The organism is Stenotrophomonas sp. IS26, assembly GCF_054188265.1.
This window is the reverse complement of sequence record NZ_JBSZJV010000001.1, coordinates 376,315-393,197: the sequence shown is the minus strand read 5'-3', so window position 1 is coordinate 393,197 and position 16,883 is coordinate 376,315. Positions and strand designations below refer to the sequence as shown.

The following is a 16,883-nucleotide window of genomic DNA, read 5'->3' as shown; positions in this document are numbered from 1 at the left end:
TCCTATACTCGGCGGTCATGTCGATTGCCGATCCCGTCTTCCTGCTGTTCACCACCTGCCCCGACGTGGCCTGCGCCGCGCGGCTGGCACACGCGCTGGTGGACGAACGCCTGGCCGCGTGCGTGACGCGCCTGGACGGGGCGCATTCGACCTACCGCTGGCAGGGCGAGGTCACCGAGGACCATGAGGTCCAGTTGCTGATCAAGACCACCGGCAGCCGCCTGGACGCGGCGATCGCGCGTGTGCAGGCCCTGCATCCGTATGAACTCCCCGAGTGCATCGCGGTCGAAACCCGCGCCGGCCTACCGGCGTACCTGGATTGGATTCGGGCGCAGACCCGTGAGGAAAGTGATTGATGACGCTGTTTCGTCGTGTTGCCGCGCTGTGCGCATTGTTCGTGGTCTCCCTGCCGGCCTGGGCGGTCAGCGAAAAAGACCTGCTCCCGGTCGATGAGGCCTTCGGGCTGACTGCCCAGGCGCGCGACCGTGATCGCGTGGAGATCAGCTGGAAGATCGCCCCGGGCTATTACCTGTATCGCCATCGCACCACGGTCAAGGCCGCTGCCGGCTTCGATGCCGAGGCATTGCAGCTGCCGGCCGGCAAGAAGCATCACGATGATTTCTTCGGCGAGGTGGAGACCTACCGCGAACGCCTGACCGGCGTACTGCCGGGCAAGGCCGCCGACGGCACCGACACCGTGACGCTGGAAGTGCGCTACCAGGGATGCGCCGATGCGGGCGTGTGCTACCCGCCGCAGAAGCGCACGCTGCAGGTGAAGCTGCCGGCCGGTGGCAGCGGCGCTGGCACCGCCCCCGCCCCCGCCGCCAGCGCTGCCGCTTCCCCGTTCAACACCCCGTTGGCCGGCAACACCGGCAGTGGCCTGCGCCTGCCCGGCACCAGCAACACCCAGGCGCTGCCGCTGCCCTCCGAGCGCGCGTTCGGCTTCGATGCGATCGTCGGCGATGGCAACACCGTGCTGCTGCGTTTCACGCCGGCGCCGGGCTACTACCTGTATCGCGACCGCACCTCGCTGGCGCTGGAAGGCGCGCCGGGCATCCGCGCGGACAAGCCGACATGGCCGGCCGCCAAATCGCACCGCGATGAACACTTCGGCGATGTGGCGGTGTATTTCGACCAGATCGACGTGCCGTTGCCGCTGCGCCGCAGTACGGCCAGTGCAACCGATGCGACGCTGGTGATCACCTTCCAGGGCTGCCAGACCGATGGCATCTGCTACCCGCCGATGACGCGCCGGGTGAAGCTGGCGCTGCCGGCAGGCACGATCAACGCCAAGGCGAATGACGTCGCGCAGAAGACCGAGGTCATCGCGCCCCTGCCCAATCGCGACAAACGCGCACAGGCCCGCGGTGATGCCGGCACCGGCACCCAGCCGATGCTGATCCGCCCGAACGAACCCGCCCTGGCCGTGCCGGGCGACACCGCCGCCACCCCGGATGCCAGCGCGGACAACGCGCAGCGCACCCCGCCGCCGGTCGCCCCGGCCGCCGCACCGGGCAACCTGCTGGTGCTGCTGCTGTTCGCCGTGGCCGGTGGCCTGATCCTCAATCTGATGCCCTGCGTGCTGCCGATCCTGTCGCTGAAGGTGCTGGGCGTGGCGCAGAGCGGCGAGAGCCGTCAGCGCGCGCGCAGCCATGCGCTCTGGTACACCGCCGGCGTACTGGTCGCCTTCGCCGCCATCGGTGCACTGGTCATCGCGCTGCGTGCGGCGGGCCAGGCCGCGGGCTGGGGCTTCCAGCTGCAGCACCCGTGGTTCATCGCCGCGCTGGTGTACCTGATGTTTGCCGTGGGCCTGAGCCTGTCGGGCGTGTTCACCCTGGGCGGCAGCATGGGCGGGGTCGGCCAGTCGCTGGCCTCGCGCAGCGGCCCGGTCGGCGATTTCTTCACCGGCGTGCTCGCCTGCGTGGTGGCCAGCCCGTGCGTGGCCCCGTTCATGGGCCCGGCGCTGGCCTACGCCTTCGCTGCCCCCGGCCTGCAGGCGATGCTGGTGTTCCTGGCGCTCGGCCTGGGCCTGGCCCTGCCGTTCCTGCTGATCGGATTCGTGCCATCGCTGGCCCGCCGCCTGCCGCGCCCCGGCGCGTGGATGGAAACGCTCAAGCTGGTGCTGGCCTTCCCGATGTACGGCACCGCGATCTGGCTGCTGTGGGTACTGGGCAAGCAGCGCGGCGTGGATGCGATGGCGCTGGTGCTGGGCGGCCTGGTGATCCTGTCGCTGGCGCTGTGGTGGTTCGAGCGCAGCCGCTGGCGCAGTCAGCGTGTGGGCGGCCTGTTGGCCCTGCTGCTGGTCCTTGGCGCGCTGTACCCGATCTGGGGCGTGACCCGCATGGCGCCGCCGGCCAAGGCCGCGCAGCCGGCCAGCGACAACGTGGTGGAGTACTCGCCGCAGATGCTTGATCGCCTGCGCCAGGACAACCGCGTCGTGTTCGTCAACATGACGGCCGACTGGTGCGTGACCTGCAAGGCCAACGAACGCGCCGTGCTGGGCACCAACGCGTTCCAGGACACCCTGCGCCGGACCAACGCGGTCTACATGCGCGGCGACTACACCAATGTCGACCCGCAGATCACCGCGTTCCTGGATGAGCACAAGGCCGTCGGTGTGCCGCTGTATGTGGTCTATGGCCCGGGCGCACCGCCGACCGTGCTGCCGACGGTACTGACCCAGGCGCTGGTGGAAGAAGCGCTGCTGCGGACCGCGCGATGAGCCTGCGGCCACCACGGCGGACGGTCGTGGTGGTCGTGATCGCGGCCGTGCTCGGGATTGGCGCCGGCGTCTGGTTGGCCGGGCATGACGAGCGCCCGGCCAATGCCCCGCCACCGCCACGGCCGGTGGTGGTCGCGGCCCAACCGGGTGATCCGATGCCCGCGATCACCCTGCCGGACCTGCAAGGGCACCCGCAGCACCTGGCCAGCTTCCACGGGCGTCCGCTGCTGATCAACGTCTGGGCCAGCTGGTGCGGGCCGTGCGTGGAGGAAATGCCGGCGCTGACCACGTTTGCCGATGCCCAGGGCGCTACCGGCGTGCAGGTGCTCGGGCTGGCGCTGGATACGCCCGAGGGCGTGCGCGATTTCCTGACCCGCATCCCGGTCGCCTACCCGATCGTGCTCGATACCCCCGGCCCGGCCGACGCCAGCGTGCGTCTGGGCAATGCGCAGGGCCTGCTGCCGTATTCAGTACTGGTCGATGCGCAGGGGCGCATCGTGAAACAGAAGCTGGGGCCGTTTGCGGCCGGTGAGATCGAGGCCTGGGCAACGCACTGAGCCTGCTTGGCCGAGGTGACCGTCTGATCGAGAGGCCGTACTGGCCCGACCTGGGCTATTGACCGCCCCAGCCCTGCACCCAACAATGACGAGATCCATTCTCATCCACTGCCGGGCCCGCTTCGCCTTGCCGCCGGAACCGCCCGCATGTTGAAGACCGTTCTTTTCCAGCTGCATTGGCTGCTGGGCATCACTGCCGGCACCGTGCTGGCGGTGGTGGGCCTGAGCGGGGCCACGCTGGCCTTTGAAGACGAGATCACGCGCGCGGCCAATCCTGCGCTTGCGCAGGTCGTGCAACGCCATGCGGCCGGCGAGCAGCCAGTGGCGCTCACCGAGCTGTTGCCGCGGTTGCAGCAGGACATGCCAAAGCCGTTGCAGCGGCTGCGCGTGGATGCGACCGGGCAGCGCCTGTCGGTGGCGCGTTTCGAAGGCGGCCAGGCGAACTGGCGCTACTTCGATCCGTACACCGGCAACGTGCTCACCGAACTGAGCGGACTGGATTTCTTCGCCTTCGTCGAAGACCTGCACCGCCACCTGGTCAGCGGCGAGCGGGGCAGCCTGATCACCGGCAGCTGCGCGATCGCGCTGGTGTTCTTCTGTCTGTCGGGGCTGTACCTGCGTTGGCCGCGACGCTGGTGGCACTGGCGCACCTGGCTGGCGGTGGAGTGGTCGCGCAGCGGGCGAAGTTTCCTGTGGAGTCTGCATTCAGTGGTCGGCACCTGGGTGCTGCTGGTGTACCTGATGATCGCGTTGACCGGGCTGTGGTGGTCGTTCGACTGGTACCGCAAGGGCGCAACTGCATTGCTGGGCGGCCCCGCCGCCGAGCAGAACCAGCCGCGCACCAGCGGCGGCCCTCTGGATCTGGGCAAGGTGCAGGCCACCCTGTACGGGTTGGAGGGCGTGCGACGCGGTTACATCGACCTGCGCTTCCCGGCCAAGCCAGGCCGTGCGCTGACCGGCCGCGTGCAGGGAAGCAGCACGGCGCACGACCGCGCGCAGGACATCCTCCAGCTCGATCCGTCCACAGGCGCCCTGCTCTCCTACGAGCCTTACAGCAGCAAGACCGCCGGCGGCAAGATCATCGTCAGTGTGTTCGCGTTGCACTCGGGCAGCTTCTTCGGCCTGCCCGGGCGGATCATCGTGATGCTGTCCAGCCTGGGCATGCTGGTGTTCTTCATCACCGGCTGGATGTTGTACCTGGACCGCCGCCGCAAGAAGCGCGAGGTGCGTGCCTCACGCCTGCCTCTCGCCGCGGCCATCGGCACCGGACAGCCGTGGCTGGTCGCGTTCGCCAGCCAGAGTGGGTTTGCCGAGCAGCTGGCCTGGCGCGCTGCCGCCCAGTTGCAGGCGGCCGGCCTGCCGGTGCAGGTGCGTCCGCTCGCGCAGGTGGACGCGGCACTGCTGACCACCACAGACAAGGCGTTGTTCGTCATCAGCACCTTCGGCGATGGCGAAGCGCCGGATGCGGCGCGTACGTTCGGGCGACGGGTGTTGGCGCAGTCCACCTCGCTGCAGGGCCTGGCGTACGCCGTGCTTGGGCTCGGCGACCGCGAGTACACACGCTTCTGCGGTTTCTCGCGGCAGGTGGACAGCTGGCTGGCGGCGCAGGGGGCGCAGCGGCTGTTCGCCAGCATCGAGGTGGACCGCACCGACGCCGTGCCGCTGGCGCACTGGCAGCAGCAGCTGGGTGTGCTGACCGGGGTAGAGGATCACACCCCCCTGCCGGCACCCGTTGAGCTGCACCCCTGGGCGCTGGATGCGCGCGCGCAGCTCAATCCGGGCAGTGCCGCCGGGGCGATCTGGCAGGTGTCACTGCGGCCGCTGGCGCACGCCCACTGGCAGGCCGGCGACATCCTGGAGATGGCGCCGCGCCACGCGCGTGCGCATGTGCTGTCGGTGCTGGCCCGCAACGGTCTGGATCCGCAGGCGCCGGTGACGGTCGATGGACGCATCACCGCATTGGTCGAGGCGGCTGCCGCGCGTGTGCTGCCTGAGACAGCGGAAGCGGTGGACGCCGCTGCAGCACCCGATGCTGCCCGCTGGCTGGCGCGACTGCCTGCGCTGCCGCATCGCGAATACTCGATCGCCTCGGTGCCCCGCGATGGTGCCGTGCAGTTGGTGATCCGCCTGACCGATCTGCCCGATGGCCGCCACGGACTGGGCTCGGGCTGGCTGTGCGTGCATGCCACCAAGGCAGACAACATTCATGCCCGCGTGCGCCGCAACAGCGGCTTCCATCGCCATCCCGAGCACGCCCCGATGCTGCTGATCGGCAACGGCACCGGCATCGCCGGCCTGCGCAGCCTGCTGCGTGAAGCCGACGCGCAGGGCGACCGCGGTCACTGGCTGGTGTTCGGCGAACGCACCCGCGCGCACGACTTCCTCTATCGCGAAGAGATCGAGGCGTGGCAGGCGCAGGGTCACCTCAGCCGTGTCGACCTGGCGTTCTCGCGCGATCCGGACGGCGGCGGCTATGTGCAGGACCGCCTGCGCACCGCACCGAAGGCACTGCGTGCGTGGGTGGACCTGGGCGGCAGCCTCTACGTGTGCGGCTCGCTGCATGGCATGGCCGAAGGTGTCGATGCCGTGCTGCGCGAGGTGCTGGGCAACGATGCGGTCGATGCCCTGCTCAACGACGGACGCTACCGCCGCGACGTGTACTGAGCAACGCCGCGCCGCTCAGGGAAACCAGCGGCGCAGATAGCGCGCGGTGGCGCCGTGCCTGGCGCGACTGACCTGGGCCGGCGTGCCTTCGGCCACGATCCTGCCACCCTCCTCACCCGCGCCCGGTCCCACATCGATCACCCAGTCCGCATCGGCCACCACCCGCAGGTCATGCTCGACCACCACCACGGTGTTGCCGGCGTCGACCAGGCCGTGCAGCTGCGTCATCAGCTTGTCCACATCGGCCGGGTGCAGGCCGGTGGTCGGCTCGTCCAGCACATACAGGCTGTTGCCGTGCTGGCTGCGCTGCAGCTCTGTCGCCAGCTTGATCCGCTGCGCCTCACCGCCGGACAGTTCCGTGGCCGGCTGGCCCAGGCGCAGATAGCCCAGGCCGATATCCCGCAGCAGTTGCAGCGGCCGCTGCACCGGCGGCTCGTCGGCAAAGAACGCCAACGCCTCCTCCACCGTCATCGCCAGCACCTGCGCGATGTTGCGACCGTTCCACTGCACTTCCAAGGTCTTGGCGTTGTAGCGCTGCCCATGGCAGGTGGGGCATGGCGCGTAGACGCTGGGCATGAACAACAGTTCGACGTGGACGAAGCCCTCGCCTTCGCAGGTCTCGCAGCGGCCGGCGGCGACATTGAAGGAGAAACGGCCCACGCTGTAGCGGCGTGCCTTGGCCGAGCGCGTGCCGGCAAACAGACGGCGCACATGATCGAACAGGCCGGTGTAGGTGGCCAGGTTGGAACGCGGCGTGCGCCCGATCGGCTTCTGATCCACGTTGACCAGACGTTTGATCGCCTTGGCCCCGTTCAAGCGGCCACGGGTGCGTTCGATACGGCTGGGCTGCGGCAGGTCGCTGTCGGTCTCTTCGATCACCGGCTCCTGCCCCAGATGCTCGCCGACCAGTTCAACCAGCGCCTGGCTGACCAGACTGGACTTGCCCGAGCCGGAGACACCGGTCACCGCCGTGAACGCGCCGAGCGGGAAGCGCGCGTCCACGCCACGCAGATTGTTGCGATGGACGCCCTGCAGGCCCAGCCAGCCGGACGGCGCGCGCGGCGTGCGGCGCGGGCCGTCAGCGTTCTGGAACAGATACGGCGCGGTGACCGAGGCCTCCACCGTACGCAGCCCCTCGGGCGGACCGCTGTAAAGCACCCGGCCACCGTGCTGGCCCGCACCCGGGCCGACATCCACCAGCCAGTCCGCACGGCGCAGCATTTCCAGATCATGCTCCACCACGAACAACGTGTTGCCGCCGGCCTTGAGCTGGGCGAGCGCGTCGTACAGGGCCTCGCCATCGGCCGGATGCAGGCCGGCGGTGGGTTCGTCCAGTACGTACACGACGCCGAACAGGCTGGAGCGGATCTGTGTCGCCAGGCGCAGGCGTTGCAGTTCGCCTGGCGACAGCGTCGGGGTCGCGCGGTCCATCGACAGATAGCCCAGGCCCAGCGACTGCAGCGTGCCGATCCGTTCGACCAGATCGTGCGCGATGCGCTGGGCCGCGATGCGTTTCTCCTCGGAAAGATCTGGCGTGCGGCGCACATCGCTGCCGCCCGCATGCGCGTTGCCACCGGCGGCCACCCGCTTGGCCGTGGCCTGGCGGCCGGCGCTGCGGCTGCGTGTGGCGGTGGCGGCCGCTACCTGGAAATGCCCTTCCGCCGCCGGACGCAACGCCTGCGCCATGGCACTGAGCGGCAGCCGCGACAACGTGCCGATATCCATGCCGGCAAACGTCACCGAGAGCGCTTCGCGCTTCAATCGACGGCCATCGCAGACCGGACATTCGGCGCCGATCATGTAGCGCGCCACCCGCTTCTTCATCATCGCGCTCTGCGTGGTCGCAAAGGTGTGCAGCACATAGCGCCGGGCACCGCTGAAGGTGCCCATGTAGCTCGGCTCCTCCTTGCGCCGCAGCGCGGCACGGGTTTCGGCCGGGGTAAAACCGGCGTAGACCGGCACCACCGGCTGCTCCTCGGTGAACAGGATCCAGTCGCGCTGTTTCCTGGGCAGATCGCGCCAGGGGATATCCACGTCGTAGCCAAGCGTGACCAGAATGTCGCGCTGGTTCTGTCCATGCCACGCCGGCGGCCACGCAGCGATGGCGCGTTCGCGGATGCTCAGCGAGGGATCGGGCACCATGGACTGCTCGGTCACTTCATACACGTAGCCCAGGCCATGGCAGTTCGGGCAGGCGCCCTGCGGTGTATTCGGTGAGAAATCCTCGGCATACAGCATCGGCTGTCTGGCCGGATACGTACCTGCGCGCGAGTACAGCATCCGCAGCAGGCTGGACAGCGTGGTCACGCTGCCGACGCTGGAACGCACGCTGGCGGTGCCGCGCTGCTGTTGTAATGCCACGGCCGGCGGGAGACCTTCGATCGCATCCACATCCGGCACGCCGACCTGATCGATCAAGCGGCGCGCATACGGCGACAATGACTCCAGGTAGCGCCGCTGCGCCTCGGCATACAGCGTACCGAACGCCAGCGAGGATTTGCCCGAGCCGGAGATGCCGGAGAACACCACCAGCGCATCGCGGGGGATATCGACATCCACGTTCTTGAGGTTGTGTTCGCGTGCGCCCCGAACGCGCACGAAGGCATCCGGAGCAGTGGGGGGCGACGGCCGGCGCGTGGATTTGTTCATAGATGAACAATAGCGAAGCACAGCGCCGGCTCATTGCCGGTGAAGACCGGTGAGCGCGGCGTTGACGCGCCTGTCAGGCCATGGCCCGCACGCGCGGCGCCGACGGCGGCGGAGTGACGACGAAGGCATCCACCGCCTCGCCCAGCAGCGAGGCCTGGCGATCCAGTGCGCGCGCCGAGGCTGACGCTTCCTCCACCAGCGCCGCATTCTGCTGGGTGCTGCCATCCATCTGCAGCAACGTCTGGCTCACCTGCTCGATGCCCGCCGTCTGCTGCTGCGAGGCCGCGGAGATGCTCGCCATGATCGCGGTGACCCGCTGCACACTGCCGACGATCTCGCCCATCGTCGCACCCGCGCTGTCGACCTGCCGGGTGCCCGCATCAACGCGCTCGACCGAGGCTTCGATCAGCTGCTTGATCTGGCGCGCGGCGTCGGCACTGCGTTGTGCCAGCAGGCGCACTTCGCTGGCCACTACCGCGAAGCTGCGGCCCTGCTCGCCTGCGCGCGCGGCTTCGACGGCGGCGTTGAGCGCCAGGATGTTGGTCTGGAACGCGATCCCGTCGATGACGCCGGTGATCTCCCCGATCCGGTGCGACGACAGCGCGATGTCGGCCATGGTGGTCACCACCTGCGCCACCGATTCTCCACCCCGCGCCGCGACCTCGGCCGCGCGGATCGCCAGCTGGTTGGCCTGCTGCGCCGAGTCCGCATTCTGCCGCACCGTGGCCGCCAGTTCCTCCATCGAGGAGGCGGTTTCTTCCAGATGCGCCGCCTGGCGCTCGGTGCGGTCGGAGAGATCGTGGTTGCCGGCGACAATTTCGCCGGCGGCATGGTTGATCGCCAGCGACGCCTGCTGGATGCGCGCGACGATGTCGGTCAGCTGCATCACCGTGGCGTTGGCGTCGTCACGCAGGCGCGCGAACACACCGTGGAAGTCGCCCTGCATGCGTACGCGCAGATCGCCCTGCGACAACGCCGAGAGCAGCCCCTGCACTCCGGACAGGTTGCTCTGGAAGGTATCGAGCAGGTGGTTGATGCTGAGCGCGAGCGTCTTTACGAAGCCCTGTTTGTCCTCGACCGCGATCCGTCCATGCAGTTCGCCCCGCGCGGCCGCATCGACCAGCGCGGCCACCTCGTTCTCCACAGTGGTTTCCAGCGCGCGGCTGCGCCACTCCACCGCCGCGCCCAGCAGCTGGTCGTGCTCCACGATCGGGGTGATCACCAGCTGATAGCGGATGCCGGCGTGCTCGATCTCCCGGCTGGCACGCTGGCCGCGCTGCAGCATCGGCAACAGACTGGCGAAGGCCGGATGCAGGGCGGCCGCGGGTTGGCCGCTCCAGTCCGCGTGCGTGAGCTGCAGTTCGGTGAGCAGCGCGTGGTTGAGGAAGCCGATCCGCCCTTCACCGTCGAGCACCATCACGCCGGTCTGCGCACTGTCCAATGCCTGGCGGGCGCGGGTGTTGTCGCGTGCCACCGCGCGCTCGGCCTCGATCCGCTCGCGCAGCCGTTGCTGCATGTGGCGCAGGCGCGCGGCGAGCTGGCCGATTTCATCGTGCGGGTTATGGAGCGGCAGGACGGTGTCCAGTCGATCTTCGGCAATGTCCTCGGCGAAGCGGAGCGTATCGGTGATCGGCTGGCGGACCGCCCGCAGCACCAGCAGCAGCGTGGCGATCAGCACGGCCGCCACCAGCAGCAGGGTCAGCGCGAACACGATGCCCATGGTGCTGGCCCGCGCGGCCTGTCGCTCGCGCGCCGCCGCCAATGCCTGCGCCTGCGCCTGTTGCAGCGCCTGCAGCCCGGGGCCGATCTGCGCGGCGCTCTCGGCCAGTGACTGCGCTTCCACATCCAGCCCGATGCGGGCGGCCGTGTAGGCCAGCAGCGCCCCTTGATATGCCTCCATCTGCGTTCGCAGTGCTTCCTGCGTCTCTGCATCCAGGCGCGCCTCTGCCAGGGACAGATCGAACGGCAACTTCTGTTCGCTGGCACGATCGGTGTGCGCCGCGTCACCGGTGAGCAGCAGCAGGCTTTCCTCGCGCCGCATCTTCTGCAGCTGGGCGATCAACACCGGGCGCGCGCCGGCCTCGACACTGGCCTCCAGCGTGGCAGCCGCCGCCTCCAGCTGCGCACGCAGGCCGGCATCGCCACGCCCCATCTCATCCACCCGGGCATTCAATGCGGTGATGCCCTCGGCGAAATCACCCGCGCGGGCGGCCAGCTCGCGTAGTGCCCCGGCGCTACCGGCGTCGTGGGGATCGCGCTGCAGCTCGGCCAGGGTCGCCTGCAGGCGCTGCTGCGCGGCCTGCAACGCCTCGCGATCGCTGCCATCGAACGTGCTGGCATAGCGGGTCTGCAGGCGCCGCGCATCGGCGATCTCGGTCGCCAGCGCGGCCGCCAGTGCGGCCTCCTGCTGGTGCGCGCCGAAGGTTTGGGCTGCACGCTCGGTATCATGGCCCGTCCAGCCGTAGACCACGGCGACCGCCAACAGGCCCAGGCCGCAGATCAGCAGGCTGGCCCTGAGTTTCTGTGCCACGCTGAGGCGACCGAGCGCGGCCAGCCGGGGCGGCTGAGCGAGACGGAAGCCGAACCGATCGCCCAGACGGGCGACGAACAAGGACAGGCGGCGGGGGACGACCGACATCACGTACTCCAGGCGGAAGGACGCATCGGTATCGGCGGGATCACGCTGAACTTGAGGGCCGATCTCAGCGAGCGGCCAGAGCTTCGCCAATGGATCCCGTTGTACCGGCGCCAGACGACGAAGGGATGACGATCAGGGCCCCCGTGCTCACATGGCGCGTGAACGTGCGACAGTGAAGGACGGGACAGCACCTTCACGGCGACTGCGCTGAACTAGGACTGGGATCGCGGCCGGGGGCCGCTGCAGGACCCGGGGTGCGTTACCGCACATCCGGTCGACCACGATGCATGACGCCATACCGCACGGAGAGAGACCGCCATGAATGCCGCCTTCAAGATCTTTCTGCTCGCCGGTGCACTGCTGTACGGCCTGCCGGGGCTGGTGTGGTGGGTGAACCATCGGCGCGCCAAGCGGGCGCGGCTGGCCCAGGGCGTGGTCAGCGTCGAGGCCCGCGCGCCATGAGCGGCGGAACCGGTACGAGCGCGGCAACGCACCTGACCGACGAACAGCGGCAGATCCTGCGCGACATCAACGCCACGCGTCCGGTCAGCGATGAAGCCGCCAACTGGGCCGTCAAGGCCGGCTACGCGGCCCAGGCGGAAGACGGCGACATCGATTTGACCCAGGCCGGTCGCCACGTGGTGGACTCCAGCACGCTGTAGCGCGCTGAACCATGCACAGTGCGTTGACGTGCGCTGAGCAAGCCACGGGAGGGAAAACTGGCGCAACGCCGGTCTTGTATGACAGCAGCACTATCGCCTTGCCCGCTTGAGCCTGTCGGGCTCCCGCTCCGTCCATTCCATCCGGCGGCCAGCAAGGCATACCACCCCTGCTGCGACCGCGAAGGCACCGGTGAGCCAGAGATTGGCGGTCGGACCGAGCCGATCCAGTGCTTGGCCGCCCACCCACGCCCCGGATGCGATCCCGACATTGAAAGCACCGACATAGAGTGCGGAGGCGATTTCCATCGCCCTGGGCACGGCCTACATCATCCACGTCATCAAGCCCACCGATACCCCGCCGTAGGCCAGCCCCCACGCCAGCAGCGCCATGGCACCGCCCAGGCGCGACTCCCCGATGGTCAGGAACAGCGAGGGCGCCAGCACCAGACCCGCCGCGATCAGCGACACCGTCAGCCTGGTACGTCGTGCTGCCGCGATGCCGGCAAGGAAGTTGCCGGCCATGCCCGCGGCGCCGTAGCCGAACAACAACAGCCCCACCCAGCGCGCGTCGAATCCCGAGACCGACATCAGCAGCGGCCGAACGAAGGTAAAGGCGATGAAGTGCCCGGCGACCAGCAGGAAGGTCAGCAGCAACCCAAGCTGCAGCCCGCGGTTGCCCAGTTGCTGAGCGAACTGGCGCACGCTGGTCGTGCCGGACGGCGGCAGCCCGGGCATCACGGCCAAGTGCAGGGCAAGGACGGCGGCCCCCAGCAGCGCCATGCTGCCGAACGCCCAACGCCATCCCAGCAGCTCCCCGATCAGCGCGCCAAGCGGAACGCCCAGCACGGAAGCAGCCGCCACGCCGCCAAAGATGAGCGATGTGGCCAGGCCGACCGATCGCGTTGCCACCAGCCGCACCGCCAGCCCGCCGGCAATGGCCCAGATGCCGCCCATGCACAGCCCGACCAGCACGCGGGCCGCCAGCATCCAGCCCAACGTGGGGGCGAAGGCCGCACCCAGATTCGCGATTACCAGCAGGCCCAGCAGCCCGCACAGCAACGAGCGTCGATCCACGCTGCCGGCGCTGATCACCACCAGCGGTGCGAACAGCGCTGCCAGCAGTGCGGGCAGCGAGATCATCAGCCCCGCAGCGCCGGTGCTGGTGTCCAGCGCTTCGGCGATCGGGGTCAGCAGGCCGACCGGCAGCATCTCCGTGGTGACGACCGAGAAGGTGGCCAGACTGACTGCGGTGACCGCCCACCACGGGTGGCGCGGTGTGGATTGCGCCTGCATCAGCAGATCCCCGGGTTGCGTGGCTCACGCGAACGCAACACGCCGTGCGCGAACGCCGCCGCCAGCAGCACCGCTCCTCCCGCACACAAGGCAACCAGGTACCCGGCGCGCGGCCCGTGTGCATCCACCCCGTAGCCGGCGATCGCCGCGCCCAGCGCCACGCCCACATTCAGCGCCGCCAGCAGCCAGGTCATGCCCTCGGTGAGCTGGCCCGGCGGGACCTGTTGCTCGATCAACGACATCGCCACGATCATCGTCGGGGCGAAGAACACACCCGCCGCGAAGACCGTGACGGCGAGTGCGGCGATGCTTCCCACCAGCAGCAGCGGCAAGGTGGTCAATGCGGTCGCGATCCCGCCCAGCAGCAACAGGCGGGGCAGTGGCGTCTGCAGCTTGAGCGCACCGAACAGCACCCCGGACAGGCAGGAGCCGGCGGCATACGCACACAGCACGACGCTGGCGGCGGCGGGCTGCCCCACGTGCGCGGCGAAGGCGACGCTGACGATATCGACGGTGCCCACGATCACGCCCATCGCGACCATCAGCACGGCCAGCCACCGCACGCCCGGCAGACGGATGACGGACGCAGCAGGCGCGGCGTTGGGTACCACTGCCTCGATCGGGGGCTCGGTCCTGCGCTGCGCGATCAACGCAAGCGCGCCGATCGGCAGCAGCACAGTAGCGGCGAGGACACCCGCCTGCGGAAACAGCGAGACCGCCAGGCCGATCGATAACGGCGGCCCGACGATGAAGGTGACCTCATCGAACACGGTTTCCAGCGCGTACGCGGTCTGCAGGCGCGGCTGCCCGCGATAGATCGCGGTCCAGCGCGCGCGCACCATGGCCGACATGCTGGGCATCGCCCCGGCCAGCAGTGCCCCGAGGAACAGCACGGCAGCCGGCGCTTCCCACCATGAGGCCGCCAGCAGCATCAGCAGGCCGATTACGCTGACGCCGGTGGCCATCGGCACGACACGGCGCTGTCCATGCCGGTCCACCAGACGGGATACCTGCGGCGACAGCAACGCATACGTCAGCACGAACGTCGCGGCCACCGCGCCGGCCAGTGCATAGCTGCCGCGCACCTGGGCCAGCAGCGTGATGATGCCGATGCCGGTCATCGGCAACGGCAGCCGCGCCAGCAGCCCCGCCAGGGCAAACCCGGTGGTACCGGGCGCAGCGAACAACTCTCGATAGGGACCGGTCACAGCGCGTTTCACTGGCTTTCCACCTTTACATACACAACGTATGTTTAAAATCCTATATACATACGCTCCGGATGTAAACAGAGATCCGCCCCACCACCAAGGAGATATCGATGGTCCGTCGCACCCGCGCCGAGATGGAGCAGACCCGCGCCACGCTGCTGGCGACGGCCCGCGTGGTCTTCAGCGAGCGTGGCTACGCCGGGACCTCGATGGACGACCTCACCGCGCAGGCCGGGCTCACCCGTGGCGCGCTGTATCACCACTTCGGTGACAAGCAGGGCCTGCTCGCGGCTGTCGTCGATCAGATCGACGCCGAGATGGACGACCGCCTCAAGGCGATCTCCGACGCCGCCGAGGATCCCTGGGCGGGCTTTCGTCTTCGCTGCATGGGGTATCTGGAGATGGCACTGGAGCCGACCATCCAGCGCATCGTCCTGCGCGATGCGCGGGCGGTGCTCGGCGGCGCCTCGCCGGAATCGCAGCGCCACTGCATCGATTCCATGCAGCGCCTGCTCGAACATCTGATCGAGCAGGGCTTGGTCGCCGCGGCCCATCCACAGGCCCTCGCCTCCCTGGTGTACGGCAGCCTCGCCGAGGCGGCGTTCTGGATCGCCGATGGCGACGATGGCGATACCCGCCTCGCACAGAGCGTGGCTGCGCTGGACCTGCTGCTGCGTGGGTTGCGTGCCACCGCGTAGCACTGACCGCTCATCCGGTCAGGCCGCCATTGGATCCGGTCCCTGACCGCAGGTCATATATCGCTCCCTGTGACCGCGAGGCCGACGCGTTCTTCAAAGGCGCGCCGGCACCGGCGCTTCACTCGGTCGCGCAAGGAAGGCGATCAGCGCGAACAGCGACCAACCCAGCACGTGCAGGAGCCAGAACCTGAGGGTCACCGCATCGATCCGCTGGAGGGAAGCCGTACGCTGCCCGATCCGGCTGGCACGTCCCGCTCAGCGCCGACGCGACGTCGCGCGCGGCTGCAGCGCGTCCAGGGCGCCTGCGTTGCGGCGCGCCCAGTCGTAGATCAGTTCGATCGGTTCCACCAGTTGCCGTCCCAGCGGAGTCAGCGTGTAGTCCACCGAGGGCGGCACGGTGGGGTACTCGGTGCGCAGCACGATCCCGGCATGCTCCATGTCACGCAGCGTCTGGATCAGCATCTTCTTGGAGACGGCCGGCAGGCTGCGGTGCAGCGCGTTGCTGCGGGCGGTGCCGTCATGGCGCACGGACAGGGTGTGCAACACCATCGAGGTCCACTTGGTGCTGAACAGCTCCAGCACCCGCCGGGGGGCGCAATCCTCTCGCCAGTGCTCTTCGGGGGTACCCGTTTTCATGTGTGGTTACCGTTTGGTGCCTTCTTTCGAGGCGTACCTCGATATCCTAAGGTGTGCGCCTGTAAAGCCATGAAAGAGGCGACATCGTGAGGCAGAAAGCGTTGGTGGTCGGTGCAACGGGCATCGTGGGCAGTGCACTGATACAACGGCTGCTGCAGGAGGGCTGGGACGTCCACGGCCTGGCCCGCCGGCCCGATTCGCTGCCCGCCGGCGCCCACGGCGTCTGCGCCGACCTGCGCGATACGCAGGCCACGCGTGCCGCGCTGTCCGCACTGGCCCCCACGCACGTGTTCATCACCACGTGGTCCCGGCAGGCCAACGAGGCCGAGAACATCCGGGTCAACGGCGCGATGGTGCGCCATCTGCTGGATGCACTGCAGCCGGCCGGCAGCGTGCAGCATGTGGCGCTGGTCACGGGCCTGAAACACTACCTCGGGCCGTTCGAGGCGTACGCGCAGGGCAACCTGCCGCAGACGCCCTTCCGTGAGGAGCAACCGCGTCTGCCCGTGGACAACTTCTACTACGCGCAGGAAGACGAGGTGTTCGCCGCCGCCGCCCGCGATGGCTTCCACTGGAGCGTGCATCGCCCGCATACCGTGATCGGCGCGGCGGTGGGCAATGCCATGAACATGGGCACCACCCTGGCCGTGCACGCAACGCTGTGCCGGCAGACCGGGCGCCCGTTCCAGTTCCCCGGCTCCCTCGCGCAGTGCGACGGGCTGACCGACATGACCGATGCCGGGCTGCTCGCGCGGCACCTGCTGTGGGCAACGCAGACACCGGCCGCCGCCAACCAGGCCTTCAACGTGGTCAACGGCGATGTGTTCCGCTGGCGCTGGATGTGGGGCCGGATCGCCGCGTGGTTCGATATCGAGGCCGTGCCGTTCAGTGGTCAGGTCCGTCCGCTCGCCGAGCAGATGGCCAATGATGCCGCGCTGTGGTCGTCGCTGGCCGCCACCCACGGCCTGGCCGCGTCTGACATCCACCAGCTGATCTCGCCCTGGCACACCGATGCCGATCTCGGGCGCCCGCTGGAGGTGGTGACGGACATGTCCAAGAGCCGCCGGATGGGGTTCCTGGATTACCAGCCCAGTGACGATGCGTTCTTCGAGCTGTTCGCTCGGTTGCGGGCAGCGCGGTTGATTCCCTGAGGCGC

At 68.9% G+C, this 16,883-nt stretch carries 12 protein-coding genes and 1 pseudogene; 8 read left to right on the top strand and 5 right to left on the bottom strand.

The genetic code is table 11. The annotated features are described in order from the left end of the window. Positions 1-17: 17 nt before the first annotated feature. The 4 genes from cutA (at position 18) to ACW6W5_RS01595 (ending at position 5,943) form a co-directional block, all read left to right on the top strand. Entirely contained in the window at positions 18-356 is a 339-nt protein-coding gene (gene cutA / locus ACW6W5_RS01610) for a divalent-cation tolerance protein CutA (RefSeq protein ID WP_121040344.1), read from the top strand. Continuing rightward, positions 356-2,722 carry a protein-disulfide reductase DsbD domain-containing protein gene (locus ACW6W5_RS01605; protein ID WP_183073712.1) on the top strand — a complete coding sequence of 789 codons (2,367 nt, stop codon included), beginning with the start codon at positions 356-358 and terminating at the stop codon, positions 2,720-2,722. The genes cutA and ACW6W5_RS01605 overlap by 1 nt, the downstream gene beginning before the upstream one ends. Continuing rightward, positions 2,719-3,279 carry a TlpA family protein disulfide reductase gene (locus ACW6W5_RS01600; protein WP_152150999.1) on the top strand — a complete coding sequence of 187 codons (561 nt, stop codon included), beginning with the start codon at positions 2,719-2,721 and terminating at the stop codon, positions 3,277-3,279. The genes ACW6W5_RS01605 and ACW6W5_RS01600 overlap by 4 nt, the downstream gene beginning before the upstream one ends. Before the next feature lie 147 nt (positions 3,280-3,426). Further along, positions 3,427-5,943, top strand: coding sequence for a PepSY-associated TM helix domain-containing protein (locus tag ACW6W5_RS01595; RefSeq protein ID WP_152150997.1), 2,517 nt, complete (start codon positions 3,427-3,429; stop codon positions 5,941-5,943). Between the two features lie 15 nt (positions 5,944-5,958). On the opposite strand, the gene ACW6W5_RS01590 is transcribed toward ACW6W5_RS01595, so the two are convergent. Together ACW6W5_RS01590 and ACW6W5_RS01585 are read right to left on the bottom strand one after the other, a co-directional pair. After that, positions 5,959-8,592, bottom strand: coding sequence for an excinuclease ABC subunit UvrA (locus tag ACW6W5_RS01590; protein WP_121040352.1), 2,634 nt, complete (start codon positions 8,590-8,592; stop codon positions 5,959-5,961). A gap of 73 nt (positions 8,593-8,665) precedes the next feature. Continuing rightward, positions 8,666-11,230 (bottom strand): methyl-accepting chemotaxis protein, encoded by a 2,565-nt coding sequence (locus ACW6W5_RS01585; RefSeq protein ID WP_152150995.1) that lies wholly within the window; start codon positions 11,228-11,230, stop codon positions 8,666-8,668. Between the two features lie 318 nt (positions 11,231-11,548). On the opposite strand from ACW6W5_RS01585, the gene ACW6W5_RS01580 reads away from it, so the two are divergent. Both ACW6W5_RS01580 and ACW6W5_RS01575 read left to right on the top strand, forming a co-directional pair. Next, positions 11,549-11,692, top strand: a complete 144-nt coding sequence (locus ACW6W5_RS01580; protein ID WP_179459899.1) for a hypothetical protein — start codon at positions 11,549-11,551, stop codon at positions 11,690-11,692. Continuing rightward, positions 11,689-11,892: a hypothetical protein gene (locus ACW6W5_RS01575; protein ID WP_121040354.1), complete on the top strand. Its 204-nt coding sequence runs from the start codon at positions 11,689-11,691 to the stop codon at positions 11,890-11,892. Before ACW6W5_RS01580 ends, ACW6W5_RS01575 begins: the two co-directional genes overlap by 4 nt. A 90-nt stretch (positions 11,893-11,982) precedes the next feature. On the opposite strand, the pseudogene ACW6W5_RS01570 reads toward ACW6W5_RS01575, so the two are convergent. Together ACW6W5_RS01570 and ACW6W5_RS01565 are read right to left on the bottom strand one after the other, a co-directional pair. Further along, positions 11,983-13,185: pseudogene (locus ACW6W5_RS01570) on the bottom strand (MFS transporter). Then, positions 13,185-14,393 carry an MFS transporter gene (locus ACW6W5_RS01565; RefSeq protein ID WP_121040357.1) on the bottom strand — a complete coding sequence of 403 codons (1,209 nt, stop codon included), beginning with the start codon at positions 14,391-14,393 and terminating at the stop codon, positions 13,185-13,187. The pseudogene ACW6W5_RS01570 and the gene ACW6W5_RS01565 overlap by 1 nt, the downstream one beginning before the upstream one ends. Before the next feature lie 110 nt (positions 14,394-14,503). Here ACW6W5_RS01565 and ACW6W5_RS01560 point away from each other — a divergent pair, with 110 nt between their 5' ends. Beyond that, positions 14,504-15,091, top strand: a complete 588-nt coding sequence (locus ACW6W5_RS01560; protein WP_121040359.1) for a TetR/AcrR family transcriptional regulator — start codon at positions 14,504-14,506, stop codon at positions 15,089-15,091. A gap of 255 nt (positions 15,092-15,346) precedes the next feature. Here ACW6W5_RS01560 and ACW6W5_RS01555 read toward each other — a convergent pair whose 3' ends face one another. Next, on the bottom strand, positions 15,347-15,727 hold the full coding sequence (locus ACW6W5_RS01555; protein ID WP_121040361.1) for a winged helix-turn-helix transcriptional regulator: 381 nt from the start codon (positions 15,725-15,727) through the stop codon (positions 15,347-15,349). A gap of 83 nt (positions 15,728-15,810) precedes the next feature. Here ACW6W5_RS01555 and ACW6W5_RS01550 point away from each other — a divergent pair, with 83 nt between their 5' ends. Then, complete coding sequence (locus ACW6W5_RS01550) at positions 15,811-16,878, top strand: SDR family oxidoreductase (RefSeq protein ID WP_226956570.1); 1,068 nt, start codon at positions 15,811-15,813, stop codon at positions 16,876-16,878. The last annotated feature ends 5 nt before the right edge of the window (positions 16,879-16,883 follow it).